The 17,463-nt window shown below is 56.7% G+C and carries 15 protein-coding genes and 1 tRNA gene; 8 read left to right on the top strand and 8 right to left on the bottom strand.

Going from position 1 to position 17,463, the window contains the following annotated elements:
• Both ACR0NA_RS17820 and betB read right to left on the bottom strand, forming a co-directional pair.
• A partial coding sequence (locus ACR0NA_RS17820) for an FAD-dependent oxidoreductase (RefSeq protein WP_480731214.1) occupies positions 1 to 119 on the bottom strand: 119 nt, incomplete at its 3' end.
• Between the two features lie 162 nt (positions 120 to 281).
• A complete protein-coding gene (betB, locus tag ACR0NA_RS17815) occupies positions 282 to 1,736 on the bottom strand; it encodes a betaine-aldehyde dehydrogenase (RefSeq protein ID WP_480731201.1) in 1,455 nt (484 codons plus the stop codon).
• 190 nt (positions 1,737 to 1,926) lie between these two features.
• On the opposite strand from betB, the gene ACR0NA_RS17810 reads away from it, so the two are divergent.
• The gene (locus ACR0NA_RS17810) at positions 1,927 to 2,256 is read left to right on the top strand and encodes a hypothetical protein (RefSeq protein WP_480731199.1); all 330 of its coding nucleotides are present in this window, start codon (positions 1,927 to 1,929) and stop codon (positions 2,254 to 2,256) included.
• A 13-nt stretch (positions 2,257 to 2,269) separates the two neighbouring features.
• Here ACR0NA_RS17810 and ACR0NA_RS17805 read toward each other — a convergent pair whose 3' ends face one another.
• Both ACR0NA_RS17805 and trhO read right to left on the bottom strand, forming a co-directional pair.
• A complete protein-coding gene (locus tag ACR0NA_RS17805) occupies positions 2,270 to 2,773 on the bottom strand; it encodes an ion channel (RefSeq protein ID WP_480731197.1) in 504 nt (167 codons plus the stop codon).
• A gap of 77 nt (positions 2,774 to 2,850) precedes the next feature.
• Positions 2,851 to 3,756: an oxygen-dependent tRNA uridine(34) hydroxylase TrhO gene (gene trhO / locus ACR0NA_RS17800; protein ID WP_480731195.1), complete on the bottom strand. Its 906-nt coding sequence runs from the start codon at positions 3,754 to 3,756 to the stop codon at positions 2,851 to 2,853.
• Between the two features lie 97 nt (positions 3,757 to 3,853).
• Here trhO and pncA point away from each other — a divergent pair, with 97 nt between their 5' ends.
• Positions 3,854 to 4,447, top strand: coding sequence for a bifunctional nicotinamidase/pyrazinamidase (gene pncA, locus ACR0NA_RS17795; RefSeq protein WP_480731192.1), 594 nt, complete (start codon positions 3,854 to 3,856; stop codon positions 4,445 to 4,447).
• 7 nt (positions 4,448 to 4,454) lie between these two features.
• On the opposite strand, the gene ACR0NA_RS17790 is transcribed toward pncA, so the two are convergent.
• Positions 4,455 to 5,000 carry a hypothetical protein gene (locus tag ACR0NA_RS17790; RefSeq protein ID WP_480731190.1) on the bottom strand — a complete coding sequence of 182 codons (546 nt, stop codon included), beginning with the start codon at positions 4,998 to 5,000 and terminating at the stop codon, positions 4,455 to 4,457.
• A gap of 163 nt (positions 5,001 to 5,163) precedes the next feature.
• Between ACR0NA_RS17790 and pncB the strand changes: the two genes are divergently transcribed.
• Positions 5,164 to 6,456 carry a nicotinate phosphoribosyltransferase gene (gene pncB / locus ACR0NA_RS17785; protein WP_480731188.1) on the top strand — a complete coding sequence of 431 codons (1,293 nt, stop codon included), beginning with the start codon at positions 5,164 to 5,166 and terminating at the stop codon, positions 6,454 to 6,456.
• A gap of 163 nt (positions 6,457 to 6,619) precedes the next feature.
• Here the strand turns inward: pncB and ACR0NA_RS17780 are convergent, their stop codons facing one another.
• Complete coding sequence (locus tag ACR0NA_RS17780; protein WP_480731185.1) at positions 6,620 to 7,318, bottom strand: PEP-CTERM sorting domain-containing protein; 699 nt, start codon at positions 7,316 to 7,318, stop codon at positions 6,620 to 6,622.
• 522 nt (positions 7,319 to 7,840) lie between these two features.
• Positions 7,841 to 7,927: transfer RNA gene (locus tag ACR0NA_RS17775), tRNA-Leu, on the bottom strand.
• A gap of 222 nt (positions 7,928 to 8,149) precedes the next feature.
• Here ACR0NA_RS17775 and ACR0NA_RS17770 point away from each other — a divergent pair.
• Positions 8,150 to 9,133, top strand: coding sequence for a complex I NDUFA9 subunit family protein (locus ACR0NA_RS17770; RefSeq protein ID WP_480731182.1), 984 nt, complete (start codon positions 8,150 to 8,152; stop codon positions 9,131 to 9,133).
• On the opposite strand, the gene ACR0NA_RS17765 is transcribed toward ACR0NA_RS17770, so the two are convergent.
• Positions 9,134 to 9,937, bottom strand: a complete 804-nt coding sequence (locus ACR0NA_RS17765; RefSeq protein ID WP_480731180.1) for an undecaprenyl-diphosphate phosphatase — start codon at positions 9,935 to 9,937, stop codon at positions 9,134 to 9,136. It abuts the gene before it with no gap.
• Between the two features lie 229 nt (positions 9,938 to 10,166).
• Here ACR0NA_RS17765 and ACR0NA_RS17760 point away from each other — a divergent pair, with 229 nt between their 5' ends.
• The 4 genes from ACR0NA_RS17760 (at position 10,167) to gltB (ending at position 17,336) form a co-directional block, all read left to right on the top strand.
• Positions 10,167 to 11,600: an NAD(P)-dependent oxidoreductase gene (locus tag ACR0NA_RS17760; RefSeq protein WP_480731178.1), complete on the top strand. Its 1,434-nt coding sequence runs from the start codon at positions 10,167 to 10,169 to the stop codon at positions 11,598 to 11,600.
• Positions 11,601 to 11,683: 83 nt separating this feature from the next.
• Positions 11,684 to 12,358, top strand: a complete 675-nt coding sequence (locus ACR0NA_RS17755) for a hypothetical protein (RefSeq protein WP_480731176.1) — start codon at positions 11,684 to 11,686, stop codon at positions 12,356 to 12,358.
• A gap of 11 nt (positions 12,359 to 12,369) precedes the next feature.
• Positions 12,370 to 12,807, top strand: a complete 438-nt coding sequence (locus ACR0NA_RS17750) for a GFA family protein (protein ID WP_170654955.1) — start codon at positions 12,370 to 12,372, stop codon at positions 12,805 to 12,807.
• The gene (gene gltB, locus ACR0NA_RS17745; protein ID WP_480731174.1) at positions 12,804 to 17,336 is read left to right on the top strand and encodes a glutamate synthase large subunit; all 4,533 of its coding nucleotides are present in this window, start codon (positions 12,804 to 12,806) and stop codon (positions 17,334 to 17,336) included. The genes ACR0NA_RS17750 and gltB overlap by 4 nt, the downstream gene beginning before the upstream one ends.
• Positions 17,337 to 17,463: the final 127 nt, after the last annotated feature.

The following is a 17,463-nucleotide window of genomic DNA, read 5'->3' as shown; positions in this document are numbered from 1 at the left end:
GTCAGCTCGTCCCGCTCCAGCAGAACAACGTCGGTCCAACCAAGCTTGGCAAGATGGTAGAGAATCGAACAACCGACAAGACCACCTCCGACGACAACGGCCTGTGCATGGGTCTTCATTGGGCTTTACTCCTGAAAATCTGGGCGCGGTCCGGTTACCGCCCGTTGCAGGAAATTCAGCCACAGGTTGGGGTCAGCTTATGCTCTGTTCCCGACGTGAAATGTCGGGAATGGATCGCAACTGGCCGGAATTGACTTTCATCCGGCCAGCGCGTGTTTCACTTAGTAAGGCGCTTCGACGTCGTTCATCGAGACATAGACTGTCTTCATCTCGCTGAAGTGGTTGATCGCCAGCTTCGAGTTTTCACGCCCGACACCGGACATTTTCGAGCCGCCAAACGGCGCCTCGACCGGGGCGAGGTTGTAGGTGTTGATATAGCAGGTGCCCGCCTCAAACCCGGCCACGATGCGGTGCGCGCGGGTCAGGTCATTGGTGAACACCCCGGCGGCCAGCCCGAATTCTGTGTCATTGGCGCGGGCCATGACTTCTTCTTCGGTATCGAAATCCAGAACCGACATGACAGGACCAAAGATTTCTTCGCGGGCGATGGTCATGTCATCCGTTACATCGGCAAAAACGGTTGGCTGCATGTAGAACCCATCACCTTCGATCCGTTCGCCGCCATAGACCAGCCGTGCGCCTTCGGTCCGGCCCTTTTCGACATAGCCCAGCGCGATATTCATCTGGTTTTCGCTGACCATCGGCCCGAAATTGACCTCTTCGTCCAGAGGATCGCCGATTTTTGCGGTTGCCAAACGTTCGGACAGGCGTTTCAGGAACGCCTCTTTGATGCCTTTCTGCACAAACACGCGGGTCCCGTTCGAACAGACCTGCCCCGAGGAATAGAAATTGCCCAATATCGCGCCCGACACGGCGTTTTCGATATCGGCATCGTCAAAGACGATCATTGGGGATTTGCCGCCCAGTTCCATGGTGACGTGCTTCATGCCATCTGCGGCGGCGGCATAGACCTTGCGGCCTGTAGGCACCGACCCTGTCAGTGAAACCTTGGCCACACGCGGATCGGTCACCAACGACGCACCCACATCGCCATAGCCCTGAACCACGTTGTAGACGCCTTTGGGCGCGCCAGCCTCAATCAGGATTTCGGCCACCTGCAACGCGGAGAGAGGCGTGGTTTCAGACGGCTTGAACACCATCGTATTGCCGCAGGCCAGCGCCGGGGCGCCTTTCCAGCAGGCAATCTGGGTCGGATAGTTCCACGCCCCGATCCCTACGCAAACACCCAGCGCCTCGCGGATGGTGTAAACAAAATCACCGCCACCCAGCGGAATATGCTCTCCTGTCAGCGATGCTGCCAGCCCGCCGAAATATTCCAGCGCATCGGCCCCGCTTGTCGCATCCGCCACCAGCGTTTCCTGAAGCGGCTTGCCGGTGTCGTGTGTTTCGATGATCGACAGTTCGCGATTGCGTACGCGCATGATGTCGGCAGCCCGTCGCAGGATGCGACCACGTTCCGTTCCCGACATCGCCGCCCATTCGGCCTGAGCTGTTTTTGCACTTGTTAGAGCCTGTTCAACAATCTTCGGTGTCGCAGAATGCAGGCGCGCGATGACCTCTCCGGTTGCAGGAAAGATCACGTCAATCGGCTGACCGCTGGTATCTTCGACATATTCCCCGTCGATGAAATGGCTTCCGCTGGGCTGAAACTTCATGCCGGTTCCTTTTCCTTGAATACGGCCGCATCCGGCCGGTTTTGTACCGTCAAATTGTGCGTATCGATTATTGATTGACTAGTCAATAAAACCGTATTGGCAGCGATAATCCGCCATGAACACCAGTGGTTCTCTTGAAAAATTTACACAAATGTTCTACATATGTTCTCCATGAGCGGAGAAACATCTGATGACCCACTCCTTAAACAGATCGGCCTTGAACGGTCCCAGCAATGATTACCACCTGCTTCCTGTGACCGAAAAGCAGATGCGCTATGCCCGCGCGATAGCCGAGAAATCGGCGCTTGAAATCCCGGTTGAGGCGCAGCGGGATCGCAGAGCATTGTCCAGCTGGATATCGGCCCACAAGCCGCAGGACACGTCGCCGTTTGCCAACTACCCAACCGGTAAGCAAGTTGCCTTTGCCGAACGCATTGCGCGCAACAAACGCCGCCCGATTCCGTCAGAGTGTTTCCGCGACAAGCACCTGATGTCCGAATGGATCGACCGCAACAAATAACGCGCGACTGCCGTCAGGATTGGCGGTGCGTGCGGCCGTAAAGCCCAACGGCCGCGGCCACAAACAGGCCAAGCAGAATGTACCCTGTGATCGCCTCGGCAACCGCAAGGGCGCGGCACAGGCCCAATGGCCGCAAATCGCCGAACCCCACGGTGGTGAAGGTCACGTACGAAAAGTACAGGACATCCATCGGACCTTTGGCCCCTACGACGCAGATATCGGAGTAACCGTATGATCCGTAGACTGCTGCAAACAGAAACGGGACGACCTGAATAAAGGATATTCCCATCAGCAGCAGTTGTCGTTTGGGCGACCTGACCTGCGTCATGTAATACCAGGTCTGTGAAAACAGCCAGATCGTCAGCCCGATCGTTGCAATGGCACCAACGGTATCGCCCGCAGTGGCCTCACTCAGATGGGACAGCGCGTAATAGGCCAGAAAACTGACCAGAACGAGGCCGAGCGCGGCCAGCAGGGTCGACTTCCATTCTTCGAGCGTTGTCGGATCCTGTGGCATGTTCGTTCCCAAATGCTGCGGCTGGCCCTGATCATCCAATGCCGGCGCCTGTGCCGCAACCCCTTATGGAAACGCGCTTATTGACTGCCCAGATGCTCTTCGCCACGGGCGCGCGAAAGGCCAATCTGCTTTTGACGCTCACGGAAGCGCATTTTGTCCTGATCCGATGTTTCGTGAACACACAGATGGCACGAGACGCCATGCTCGTATTCCGGTTTCAATTTGTCTTCGGGCAGGATCGGGCGACGACAGCCATGGCAAAGCTCATGCGGGCCTTCGACCAATCCGTGGCCGACAGACACCCTGTTGTCGAAAACAAAACACTCGCCCTGCCAAGTGCTTTCCTCTGCGGGCATTTCTTCGAGGTATCTCAGAATACCGCCTTTGAGGTGATAGACATCCTCGACCCCTTGCCCCAGCAGGAAGTTGGTGGATTTTTCGCAGCGGATACCGCCTGTGCAGAACATGGCAACGCGCTTGTTGTGAAAGCGGTCCTTGTTTTCCTCCCACCAAGCGGGAAATTCCCGAAAACTCTCCGTTTTAGGGTCTATTGCATCCTCGAACGTGCCGATCGCAACCTCGTAATCGTTGCGCGTATCGATAACCACAACATCATCCGAACGGATAAGTTCGTTCCAGTCCTGCGGCTCGACATAATGCCCAACGCTGGCGCGCGGATCGACATCCGACTGACCCATCGTCACGATCTCTTTTTTCAGCCGCACTTTCATCTTGCCGAAAGGGGGATGATCCGAGGTCGCTTCTTTCCATTCCAGATCCGCACAGCCCGGCAATGCGCGGATGTGGGCAAGTACCGCATCAATCCCGGTACGCGGTCCCGCAATCGTGCCGTTGACCCCCTCATGCGCCAGCAGCAGGGTGCCTTTGACCGAATTCTCGGCGCACAAAGCAAGCAGAGCAGGTTTCAGCGCAGCGGGATCTTCGAAACGAGTGAAGTGATAGAGAGCGGCAATAGTATACATGCGCGCGATCTAGCGTCAGGCCGGCAGAGTCGCAAGGGACACGATTGACGCGGTTGGCGGTCCGCCCTACCGATAAGGCAAGATACAGGAGACCGCCATGACCCACGCCCTGCTTGTGATCGACGTTCAGAACGATTTTTGCCCCGGCGGTGCGCTGGCCGTGCCCGGTGGAGACGAGATTGTCGACACGATCAACGCCATGATGGACCGGTTCGACGCCGTGATCCTGACGCAGGACTGGCACCCGGCGGGGCATTCTTCTTTTGCCAGCTCTCATGCAGGTAAAAACCCGTTCGATCAGGTTCAAATGCCTTATGGTCCGCAGGTTCTGTGGCCCGACCATTGCGTTCAGGGATCAACCGGCGCGGCGTTGCATTCTGGCCTGCGGACCGATGGCGACCTGATAATTCGCAAGGGCTTTCGCATAGGCATCGACAGCTATTCGGCGTTTTTCGAAAATGACCGGACCACGCCGACCGGATTGGAGGGGTACCTGCGCACTCGGGGAATAGACCGACTGACACTCGTCGGGCTGGCCACCGATTTCTGCGTCCACTTCTCGGCCGTGGACGCCGCCAGGTTGGGGTTTGACGTCACCGTGAAAATGGATGCATGCCGGGCGATTGATCTGGGCGGTTCGCTTGCGGCTGCAGCAGAGGCTATGCAAGCCGCAGGTGTTCAACTGGCTTGAACAGCGGTCACAGGATGCCTGCCGACACAAGGAACTTGATCAGAACAAATAGGACGACGGCCAATCCAAGGGCGAACCCGATCCTCCAGACGACGGTAGGCCGTTCCGGCTGAGCCTTTTCAGGTAGCTGTTGCGGTGTCGCCAGATCAGGCAACGCAGCGGTCAGCGGCCTTGTTTCCTTGATATTGCGGAACAGCTCTGAAAAGTCGAACTCACCGCAATATTCACCCCGCAACTGCGTTTTCCTGATATTTGCAAACAGCCTGCGGAGGATCCGGATGCGTTCAGGCGCGTCGTCCGCCGGAAAGAACCCGCAAGGAACCCCGCTGTCAGAGGTATTCAGCCTGAAACCGGCATCAAGGAAAATCTGCCGGATATTCGGAGACGCAGCACGCAACGCATCCGCGGTCTTAACATCGCGGAACAATGCAGTCGGCACACCTTCAGCTGTTTTTGCAGGCACGTTTTCCTTTGCGATATCCGTGCCTTCATTGCCTTCGTATGTGTCGTCAGGTGCAATCGTTACTATATCAAAGTCGTACTTGAGACCCATTCACCAACTCAACATTCTATTCCATCCCACCACCCCAACTAGAGGTGAAATCTTAACTCATTATGCCGGTATTGTGTCGCGACAACGGCATTGTCACCAAATCGGCCACTCTTGCCATTCATCGTCGCGATTGATCTAACAACGGAAATGGCAGGAGCTTCACATGGTCGACATTGCGACGCGTGTCTACAACCACAAATGGAAGATCGACCCAATTGTCCGGTCTTTAATCGACACGGATTTCTACAAACTCCTCATGTGCCAGTCAGTGTTTCGAAATAAACCCCAAACGGACGTGGTTTTTTCACTGATTAACCGCTCGAATCACATTCCATTGGCGGAATTGATCGATGAAGGCGAATTGCGAGAGCAACTGGATCATATCCGTTCGCTCAGCCTCAGCCGCGGTGAAAGCACGTGGCTGCGTGGCAATACGTTCTATGGCAAGCGCCAGATGTTTCGGCCTGATTTCATGGAGTGGTTCGAAAACCTGCGCCTGCCGCCGTATCACCTTGAACGCAAAGGCAATCAGTACGAACTGACCTTTGAGGGCAAATGGCACGAGGTCATGTTGTGGGAAATCCCGGCGCTGGCGGTCCTGATGGAACTGCGGTCGCGGGCAGTGCTGAACGAAATGCGACGGTTCGAGTTGCAGGTGCTTTATGCCCGGGCCATGACCCGCGTCTGGGAAAAGATCGAAAACCTCCGCTCGGTTGACGGACTTGGCATCGCGGATTTCGGCACCCGGCGGCGGCATTCCTTTCTGTGGCAGGACTGGTGTGTGCAGGCAATGATCGAGGGGTTGGGAACGTCTTTCACCGGAACCTCGAATTGCCTGATCGCCATGCGGCGCGAGGTTGAGGCGATCGGCACCAATGCGCACGAGCTGCCCATGGTCTATTCAGCACTGGCCGAAACCGACGCGGAACTCGCCCAGGCCCCTTACGACGTGCTGAGCGACTGGCACGAGGAACATGACGGCAATCTGCGCATCATCCTGCCGGACACCTATGGCACACGAGGTTTTCTGGATCGCGCGCCGGACTGGCTGGCTGGCTGGACCGGCATCCGCGTGGACAGCGGCGACCCGGCGACTGGTGCCGATATCGCCATAGACTGGTGGAAGTCCCGCGGTGAAGACCCGAAACAAAAGCGCATCATCTTCTCGGACGGGCTTGATGTGGACAAGATAAAAGAGCTTCACACCCAGTTCGCGCATCGAACCAAGGTGTCTTTTGGTTGGGGAACGCTTCTGACAAATGATTTTCGTGGGCTTGTTCCTGAGGATCGTCTTGCACCGTTTTCCCTTGTCTGCAAAGCCATCTCGGCCAATGGGCAACCTACGGTGAAGCTGTCGGACAACCCGGAAAAGGCAATGGGGCCGGAAGGTGAAATCGAACGCTATAAGCGTGTTTTTGGCGTGGGCAGCCAGGTTCCTATCGAGGTTGTCGTATAAGGCAGGCCGCGCTTGGTTTAACAGGGCGAGTCATTTCGCCCTTATTCCTCCAGCTTGCGGCTATCGTCCGTACCCGGTTCACAACCCCAAAGATATTTTTTTTCCCGATGCGCTACGCGGTACTCTGTTTGTGTGCAGGCGAAACAAAGATGTGCATGAAGCGCTAAGCAGGCACGTAATCGCACCTCTGCATTTTCTTTCGCCTAGCAACTCCCAAAATTCCAAGCGCGCCCAGCAGCAAAAATACCGTACCAGGAAGTGGTACAGGGGCGACTTGAGACAGCGATGTTAGCTGTGCAACAAAATGGTCCGTTGGTATGATGCTGCCTGCAGCCCGGCCAGCAAAGTAAAAAAACGCATTGTTGTCAAAATCAGATAGCGTCAAACTATTAGGCAAACTTGTGGAATTGTAGAGAGAGAGGTTTGAGCTAGTGAGAAAAACCTGAGATTCGACAATACCGTATCCAAGTCCGGTGCCCGCGTCTCCATTGCCAGTCGCCGATGTATTAACAACCAAATTGAAACCGTCCCCGGTACCAGCAACATCATTATATGTTTGAATATTGTTTCCGGGAGAAGACATAGTTACCCCCCCAAACGAAGCGGTCAGATTTGTCACGGCTGACTGGTAGTCTCCGACAGTTGCAGTGGTTGAACTTGGCAAGGCGGTAGGATCGTAAGTGAAATGACCGCTGACGAGTGATCCAACTCCAAGACCAATCGATCCAAGCTGTCCAATTCCATCATTTAGGCTGCTGACCGTGGCCGTAAAATGATATGTCAAAGCTCTCGCGGTTCCGGATGAAAATACTATTAACCCAACTGCAATTAAGGCTGCAGAAACTGTACTCTTAAAATTCATGTCCCCCCCTAACGACGCGTAATAGCATCAAGTGAAATTGTGAGTATTGCCCTATATTTTGTCAAGAACGCGCCAATTTGCGCGAACAAATGGGTAAGGGTTTCACCTGAGAGTTGCTAAATAAATCTCCAAATCAACACAGCACCTAGATGCTATGCCCACTTGCTCCCCTATACGTTATGCAGGAAACAAGCCGGGCTTCCCGTTGGCTTCGGCTGGATGCAGGTGAAAGAGAGATAGCCAGCCTCAATTCGAGGACGGGCCCGCGCAGGGCTCGGGCACTTTCTTTTGGATCAAGTAGCAGCCCCCAGACGCCAAGAAGCAAGTCAAAACCCTCTTCCAAATAAGTAGAAGGCTGGTGTTGCAGAACTGACGGGCACAGACCTTTTTGCCGGTTTCTGCCGTATGTCGGCAAGGTAAGTATCAACGGGGCCTGAACAGGCCGGGTATCAACGAAAAAACGGGGGGGTGCAGAAAGGGCGGTAGAAAACCGTTTGTTTTTCAGTATCTTAGGGAAAGATTTGGTGCCCAGGAGAGGACTCGAACCTCCACGTCCATACGGACACTAGCACCTGAAGCTAGCGCGTCTACCAATTCCGCCACCTGGGCAGGTGTCGTGGAGGGGCGTTTAAGCCTATGGGCGGGAGGCGTCAACCAGATTCGGAATGTTTTTTGAAAGTTTTTCTATGACCTCGGTGTGCTGCCTTGGAAGACCATGGAATCCTGCCGGAAAATGCATGTGATTGATGAATGCGCGGCGTTATTGCGCCTTGTTCGGACCTCGCTTGGACGGTACATCGGACCGAGACCCAGAAAGCAGGAGCCCTTCTCATGTCCAAACTGGTCACGATTTATGGTGGATCGGGATTCGTTGGCCGCTATATCGCAAGGCGGTTGGCAAACGAAGGGTGGCGCGTGCGGGTTGCGGTTCGGCGCCCCAATGAGGCGATGTTCGTCAAGACATACGGTGTTGTTGGCCAGGTCGAACCCGTTTTGTGCAATATCCGTGATGATGCTTCGGTCGCGCTGGCGATGCAGGAAGCGGATGCGGTGGTCAATTGCGTCGGCGTCCTCAACGAACTTGGCAAGAACGGGTTTGATGAGGTGCAGACCGACGGGGCCGAAAGGATCGCAAGACTTGCGTCCGAACAGGGCATCAAGCGGATGGTCCATATCTCGGCAATTGGCGCTGACGGCGATGCGGCAAGTGACTATGCCCGCACGAAAGCCGGGGGCGAGGCGGCGGTTCAGAATTATTTGCCCGATGCCGTGATCCTGCGCCCGTCGGTCATTTTTGGAACCGAGGATCAGTTTTTCAATCGCTTTGCAGGTATGACGCGCTTTGGACCGTTTTTGCCTGTAGTCGGAGCTGAGACGAAGTTCCAACCGGTTTTCGTGGATGATGTCGCCCGGGCGGCGGTCAAGGGGGTTCAAGGTAACGCGGCACCCGGTATTTATGAACTGGGCGGCCCCGAGGTTAAATCCTTTCGGGCGCTGATGAATCAGATGCTTGAGGTGATCCACCGCCGCCGGGTTGTCATCGGGCTTCCCTTCTGGGTGGCGCGGATCATGGCGAGTGTGCTGGATATCGCCAAGTTCGTCAGCTTTCAGCTTTTCCCGAACAACATCCTAACCCGGGATCAGTTGAAAAATCTGCGCAACGACAATGTTGTGTCCGAAGGCGCAGCTGGATTTGCCGAACTGGGGATCGAACCCGCAACAATGGAATCCATTCTCCCGGAATATCTTTGGAAATTCCGTCCTGCAGGTCAGTACGACGACATTCAGAATTCTGCTGGCAACCTGCGGATCTGATCAACTGTACGCAATTGCCAGCAGAACAATGCCCAGGATCACACGGTATATCACATAGGGCGTAAAGCTGACGCTTCGCAGCAGGCGCATCATCAGGCTGAGCGCCAGCAATGCAGAGATAAAAGAGAACATGGCGGCGATGGCGGCGTCACGAGCCACTTCGGTATCCGCGTTGACTGCAACATCGGCCCCGAGCAACACGCCGGATGCCAGAATCGTCGGAATGGACATCAGCATCGCCAGCCGTGCGCCGTCTTCGCGGTTGTAGCCCAGCTGACGGGCTCCGGTAATCGTTATGCCTGAGCGGGATGTACCCGGGATCAATGCCAGAATCTGCCACAGCCCCATGACAAATGCGTCTTTTGGCCCCCAATCACCCGCCTGTTTTGTTTGCGGACCTTTCTGATCCGCCCAATAAAGGACAAGCCCGAACACCAGCATTGTCCAGCCGATGACCGTGATGGACCGCATGGCGTCGCTCAGCCCGGTAAAGTGGAGTATGGCACCAGCGATAACCGTAGGGATGGTGGCGATGATCAAACCCATCGCAAGTCGGGACTGGGTGGTATCAAGTCGTCCGCTCAGCGCCCGGGGCAACCCGATCAGGGCTTGCTTAACGTCGGACCAGAAATAAAGGATGACTGCACCCAGCGTACCGACATGGACGGCAACATCGATAATCTGACCCTGATCATCCAGCCCTGTCAGGCTGGGAAGCAGGATCAGATGGCCCGAGGACGAAACCGGCAGAAATTCGGTGATACCCTGAATCACTGCCACGAGAATCAGTTGAAAGAGACTCATCTGCCCTGCCGCGCTGCCGTCATGTGTTGTTGGTTTCCATGGGTATAAGTGACTTGAGAAAAAGAAAAGTGCGCAAATAAGTCCGAACCGGACCCAAAAAACGTAAAAATTTCCAGCACCCTCCTTCATTGGCCCGAAAAAATCTAAAATAGGTCAGTGCATTTGACTTTTAATCCCCTTTGCCTTCCCGTAAGGAGGCTCGACCAAGCCAATTCATGGAGTCTGACCCGTGGCCAAGCAACCGATGCTGAAATTTGTGCAGATCGATCGTGATATGCCGGAAAAGCGTGCCGCCGATGTACGCAAGGAAGACTTCGACGAGATCTATGCCGAATACGCTGCCGAAAAAGCCACCGAGCAGGCCAGCCGTTGCAGCCAGTGCGGTGTGCCCTATTGCCAGTCCCACTGCCCGCTGCACAACAACATCCCCGACTGGCTGCGCTTGACCGCCACAGGGCGTCTGCAAGAGGCCTATCAAACAAGCCAGGCCACCAATACATTCCCCGAGATTTGCGGCCGGATTTGCCCGCAGGACCGCTTGTGCGAAGGCAACTGCGTCATCGAACAATCAGGGCACGGGACCGTTACCATCGGCACGATCGAGAAATACATCACGGATACCGCGTGGGAAAAAGGTTGGGTCAAGCCGGTTGTTCCGACTGCCGAGCGTGGTGAAAGTGTCGGCATCATCGGCGCGGGGCCGGGTGGACTGGCCGCAGCGGACATGCTGCGCAAGGCTGGTATTCAAGTTACGGTTTATGACCGCTACGACCGGGCGGGCGGGCTGCTCACCTATGGCATTCCGGGCTTCAAACTGGAAAAAGACGTCGTCATGCGCCGCAATCAGCTGTTACAGGACGGTGGTGTCGAATTCGTTTTGAACTGCGATGTGGATGCAGGAAAATTTGCAGAAATCCGCGACAAGCACGATGCCATCATCCTTGCCACCGGTGTTTACAATTCTCGCGATCTGGCCATGCCGGGCAGCGGCCTGAACGGTATCGAAAAAGCCATCGACTTTCTGACCGCCTCGAACCGCAAAAGCTTTGGGGATGAGGTTCATGAATTCGACAGCGGCCAGTTGAATGCCGAAGGCAAACGCGTCGTTGTCATCGGCGGCGGTGACACCGCAATGGATTGTGTGCGCACGTCGATCCGTCAGGGCGCCACTTCTGTGAAATGCCTTTATCGCCGCGACCGGGCAAACATGCCGGGTTCCCAGCGCGAAGTGCAGAATGCCGAAGAAGAGGGCGTCATCTTCGAATGGCTGAGCGCACCCAAAGGTTTCACTGGCGACGATCAGGTTAACGGTGTGATGGTACAGAAAATGCGTCTGGGTCAGCCTGACGCAACTGGCCGCCAGTCACCGGAAGTGATCGAAGGCGCGGATTATGTCGAAGAGGCCGATCTGGTCATCAAGGCGCTGGGTTTTGAACCCGAAGACCTGCCGACCCTGTTCGGTCAGCCCGATCTGCCGGTGACCCGTTGGGGCACGATCAAGGCGGCATTCCAAACCGGCGAAACCGAGATGGACGGCGTTTATGCGGTCGGCGACATCGTGCGCGGCGCATCGCTGGTTGTCTGGGCGATCCGGGACGGGCGCGACTGTGCTGATGCGATTATCGAACGCTTCAACGCCAAGAACGCCATCGCGGCCGAATAAATCGCCTTTTGCCCCTATTTGGGCTTCTTTTTTTCGCCAACGGGGCCGACATGAACGGCCCGCCAGCCAGAAGGACAGCGTTGATGATCAGACACGTAACGCTCGCTGCACTTGTCTGGGCCCTGAGCGGACCAGTCATGGCCCAAGAATTGGTGCCGGTTCCCGAAGGCTGCAAACCTCTTGCGACTGTCCACAAGAACGGATGCACGGTTTCCACTCTGTTTGATTGCGGTGTCGGAAAACAGGTCCTTTCCTTTCACAAGGGAAAACCCAGTCAGGTGCATCAATACGATGCCAACTGGGGTCTTCGCGGATTCTTGTATCAGGCAAACGAACAAACCCGGTTTGACGTCAAGCCGAATTCGGGTGCGATGCTAAAGCTGAAGGACCTGCTTGCGGAAGAAAAGGATGCTGAAAGCGGAATTCTTCTGTTTTCCTCGCGAGTCGTGAAGGACCGCGAATTTGTGCTTGAGGGCGCGTTCGAACTGACCGGCGAAGAGATTACTCTGGATGGCCACACCTTCCGACAGGGTAAATTAAACCGCTCCTTCGAACGGGAAGGTGTCGAAGGCAGTCGTCTGGAGTTCGAATTCGACATTCTGGTTTCAGAAGAGCTGAATCTGTTCATCGAAGGGGCAGTGATAAACAAACCCGAGGGACGGGACCCGGTTCCGATTGATCATACCCCGCGTTCGATCCGTTTCGAGGGTGATTCCGGTTTTCTGGCAACGATGTCCGAATACGGCTGCACGCAATAGGAGAGACGGAGATGCAGGAATTGCAAGGCCAATGCATGTGTGGCGCAGTTACAGTCACCGCCACCCCTGCGCGGGAAGCTCTGGGGGCGTGCCATTGCGACATGTGTCGCCGGTGGAGTAGCGGAGCCTATGTCAGTTTCCCGGCCGAACCCGGATATGCAGCGCTGGGACCGGTTCGAACCTATACATCTTCGGATTGGGCGGAACGCGCATTCTGTGAGGAATGCGGCTCGAACCTTTGGTATCGGATCACCCTTCCCGGTGAGATGCACGGACAAACACAGATAGCCGCTGGCCTGTTTGAAAACGCCGGTGGCAACCCGCTGAAACTGGAACTTTACATCGACAAAAAGCCCGAGGGTTACGCGTTCGCAGGTGAACGCAGGCAGATGACCGAAGCCGAGGTCATGGCCATGTATGCCCCATCGGAAGAAGGAGACAATCAATGACGAAATATGACGCCGATTGGGTCCGGGCCGAGGAAACCAAGCGCAAGTGGATGGTCGAAAACGGTCTCTATTCCGAGGAAGAAGAGCATTCTTCGTGCGGTGTGGGCCTTGTTGTTTCCATTGACGGCAAGAAAAGCCGCAAGGTTGTAGAGGCCGGGATCGACGCGCTGAAGGCGATCTGGCACCGCGGCGCTGTCGATGCCGACGGCAAAACCGGCGACGGCGCGGGCATTCACGTACAGATTCCGGCTCCGTTCTTTTACGATCAGATCCGCCGCACCGGCCACGAACCGCGCATGAATGAACTGGTTGCAGTTGGTCAGGTGTTTCTGCCGCGTACCGATTTTGGTGCTCAGGAAACCTGCCGGACCATCGTCGAAACCGAAGTCCTGCGCATGGGGTATTACATCTATGGCTGGCGACACGTGCCGGTGGATGTCACCTGCCTTGGTGAAAAGGCAAACGCGACCCGGCCGGAAATCGAGCAGATTCTGATCTCCAATTCCAAGGGCGTGGATGAGGATACCTTTGAGCGTGAGCTTTATGTGATCCGCCGCCGGATCGAAAAGGCGGCTCTGGCTGCCGGTGTCAACGGGCTGTACATCGCATCGCTGTCCTGCCGGTCGATCATCTACAAGGGCATGATGCTGGCCGAACAGGTGGCCGTGTTCTATCCCGACCTGATGGATGAAAGGTTCGAAAGCGCCTTTGCCCTTTATCATCAGCGTTATTCAACAAATACCTTCCCGCAATGGTGGCTGGCGCAGCCTTTCCGTATGCTGGCCCACAACGGTGAGATCAACACGCTGAAGGGTAACGTTAACTGGATGAAAAGCCATGAGATCCGCATGGCCAGCGGCACCTTTGGCGACTATGCCGAGGATATCAAGCCGATCATCGCAGGCGGTTCGTCGGATTCGGCCGCATTAGACTCGGTTTTTGAGGTTCTGGTGCGCGCTGGCCGCTCGGCCCCGATGGCAAAAACCATGCTGGTTCCAGAAAGCTGGTCCAAGCAGGCGGTGGAGCTGCCGCAGGCTTGGCGTGACATGTATTCCTACTGCAACTCGGTGATGGAGCCGTGGGACGGCCCCGCGGCGCTGGCCATGACGGATGGCCGCTGGGTCTGCGCCGGTCTGGACCGCAACGGTCTGCGCCCGATGCGGTATGTGGTGACGGGTGATGGTCTGGTCATCGCAGGGTCCGAGGCCGGGATGGTACCGATTGACGAGGCCAGCGTGACCGAAAAAGGCGCGCTGGGTCCGGGCCAGATGCTGGCAGTGGACATGAAAAAGGGCAAACTGTTCCGCGATACCCAGATCAAGAACAAGCTGGCCGCCGCGCTTCCTTTTGGCGACTGGGTCGGCAAGATCAATGATCTGGATGCAACATTGGCCGGTGTGACCGAACAACCCCTGTTCACAGGGGAAGAGCTGCGCAAGCGCCAGATCGCCGCCGGATACTCGGTCGAGGAATTGGAACAGATTCTGGCACCAATGGCTGAAGATGGCAAAGAGGCGCTGGCATCCATGGGCGATGACACGCCATCTGCGGTTCTGTCGAAACAGTACCGCCCACTCAGCCATTTCTTCCGCCAGAATTTCAGCCAGGTGACCAACCCGCCCATCGACAGTCTGCGGGAATACCGGGTGATGTCGCTGAAGACACGGTTCGGAAACCTCAAGAACGTGCTGGACGAAGACAGCAGCCAGACCGAGATCATCGTTCTGGAAAGCCCTTTCGTGGGCAACACACAGTGGGAAAAACTGGTCGAGAACTTCAATTCACCACTGGCCGAAATTGATTGCACCTTTGAACCGGGCGAAGGCGCGCTGGATGCCGCCTTGACCCGTATCAGAGCCGAAGCGGAAGAGGCCGTGCGCTCGGGTTCGGGGCATCTGGTTCTGTCGGACCAGCACTCGGGACCGGGCAAGGTCGCAATGCCGATGATCCTGGCCACAAGCGCGGTACACAGCCACCTGACCCGCAAAGGTCTGCGCACTTTCTGCTCGCTCAACGTGCGTTCGGCCGAATGTATCGACCCGCATTATTTCGCGGTGCTAATCGGCTGTGGTGCGACCGTGGTGAACGCCTACCTGGCCGAAGACTCGCTGGCGGACCGGATCGAACGCGGGCTGCTGGACGGCACGTTGACCGAAAATGTGGCGCGCTTCCGCGAGGCCATTGATCAGGGCTTGCTCAAGATCATGGCCAAGATGGGTATTTCGGTGGTTTCGTCCTATCGCGGTGGACTGAATTTCGAAGCCGTTGGCCTTAGCCGCGCCATGGTGGCCGAGTATTTCCCGGGCATGACCAGCCGTATCTCGGGCATCGGTATCCACGGTATCCGCGTCAAGGCCGAGGAAATCCACGCCAAAGGCTGGGACAGCGGCCTGGACGTTCTGCCGATTGGCGGTTTCTACAAGGCACGCAAATCGGGTGAGACCCACGCGTGGGAAGCGACCTCGATGCACATGATGCAGATGGCCTGCAACCGCGCCTCGTTCGAGTTGTGGAAGCAGTATTCAGCCAAGATGCAGTCGAACCCGCCGATCCACCTGCGCGACCTGATGGACTTCAAACCCCTGGGCAATGCGATCCCGCTGGAAGAGGTGGAATCGATCACCTCGATCCGCAAGCGGTTCGTCACTCCGGGCATGTCGCTGGGCGCGCTGAGCCCTGAGGCGCACAAGACGCTGAACGTGGCGATGAACCGGATCGGTGCGAAGTCCGACTCGGGTGAAGGTGGCGAAGATCCGGCGCATTTCGTGCCGGAGCCTAACGGCGACAACCCGTCGGCCAAGATCAAACAGGTGGCCAGTGGCCGGTTCGGTGTAACCGCCGAGTATCTGAACCAGTGTGAAGAGCTGGAGATCAAGGTCGCGCAGGGCGCAAAACCCGGTGAGGGTGGCCAGCTTCCGGGCATGAAGGTCACCGACCTGATCGCGCGCCTGCGCCATTCGACCAAGGGCGTAACGCTGATCTCGCCGCCGCCACACCACGATATCTACTCGATCGAGGATCTGGCACAGCTGATCTATGATCTGAAACAGATCAACCCACGCTGTAAGGTGACGGTCAAGCTGGTGGCGTCTTCGGGTGTTGGCACGATTGCTGCAGGTGTGGCCAAGGCCAAGGCGGATGTGATCCTGATCTCGGGCCATAATGGTGGTACCGGTGCTTCTCCGGCGACCAGCATCAAGTACGCCGGCCTGCCGTGGGAAATGGGCCTGACCGAGGCGCATCAGGTTCTGGCAATGAACAACCTGCGTGATCGCGTAACTCTGCGGACCGATGGCGGCCTGCGGACCGGGCGCGACATTGTCATGGCCGCGATGATGGGGGCCGAGGAATACGGCATCGGCACCGCCGCCCTGATCGCGATGGGTTGCATCATGGTGCGCCAGTGCCAGTCGAACACCTGCCCTGTCGGTGTCTGTACGCAGGACGAATCCTTGCGCGCCAAGTTCACCGGCAATGCAGACAAAGTGGTGAACCTGATCACCTTCTATGCGCAGGAGGTGCGGGAAATCCTCGCCTCCATCGGAGCACGGTCGATTGACGAGATCATCGGACGGGCCGATCTGCTGGCGCAGGTCAGCCGTGGCTCGGCGCATCTGGACGATCTGGACCTCAACCCGCTGCTGATCACGGTCGATGGTTCGGCCAACATCGTCTACAACCGCGACAGAGACCGCAATGCGGTTCCGGATACGCTGGACGCCGAAATCGTTCGCGATGCGGCCCGGTTCCTTCAGGACGGTGAAAAGATGCAGCTATCCTATGCGATCCAGAACACGCATAGGACCGTGGGCACCCGGACCTCCAGCCACATCGTCAAGAACTTCGGGATGCGCAACACGTTCCAGTCCGACCATCTGCACGTAAAGCTGCAGGGGTCCGCCGGGCAGTCGCTGGGTGCTTTTGCGGCGCCGGGCCTCAAGCTGGAAGTGTCGGGTGACGCGAATGACTATGTCGGCAAGGGCCTGTCGGGTGGGATGATTGTGGTTCGTCCGCCACAGGTCAGCCCGCTGAAAGCCGACGAGAACACCATTATCGGCAATACCGTTCTTTATGGCGCAACCGATGGCTTTCTGTTCGCCGCAGGCCGCGCGGGCGAACGTTTTGCCGTTCGCAATTCGGGCGCGACGGTGGTTGTGGAAGGCTGCGGGTCCAACGGGTGTGAGTACATGACCGGAGGCACCGCCGTTATTCTGGGTGAGATCGGCGCCAATTTCGGGGCTGGGATGACTGGCGGGATGGCCTATCTCTATGACCCGGAAAACAAGGCCAAGTTGCTGATGAATATGGAAACTCTGGTGGTATGCCCGGTTGGGGTAAGCCATTGGGAGGACCAGCTAAAGGGGTTGGTCGAACAGCACGCCAGCGAGACCAGCAGCCGCAAGGCCGCCGACATTCTTCAGCACTGGGAAAGCGAAAAGGGCAACTTCCTTCAGGTCTGCCCGAAAGAGATGCTTGATAAGCTGGAGCACCCTCTGAGCCTCGAAGCGGCCGCAGTTCCGGCGGAATAAGACAGCCGTCTTTCAGGATTGAGCCACGCGTCCATCGGGCGCGTGGTTTTTTCTTTGGTTGCGCGAAATTTCTCGCAAAAATACCCGACCTGTTTGCGGATACGGAGCCGAAATTGAAAGATCGGGA

This window comes from Ruegeria sp. C11, from assembly GCF_056537725.1.
This window is presented reverse-complemented; position numbering and strand designations above follow the sequence as displayed.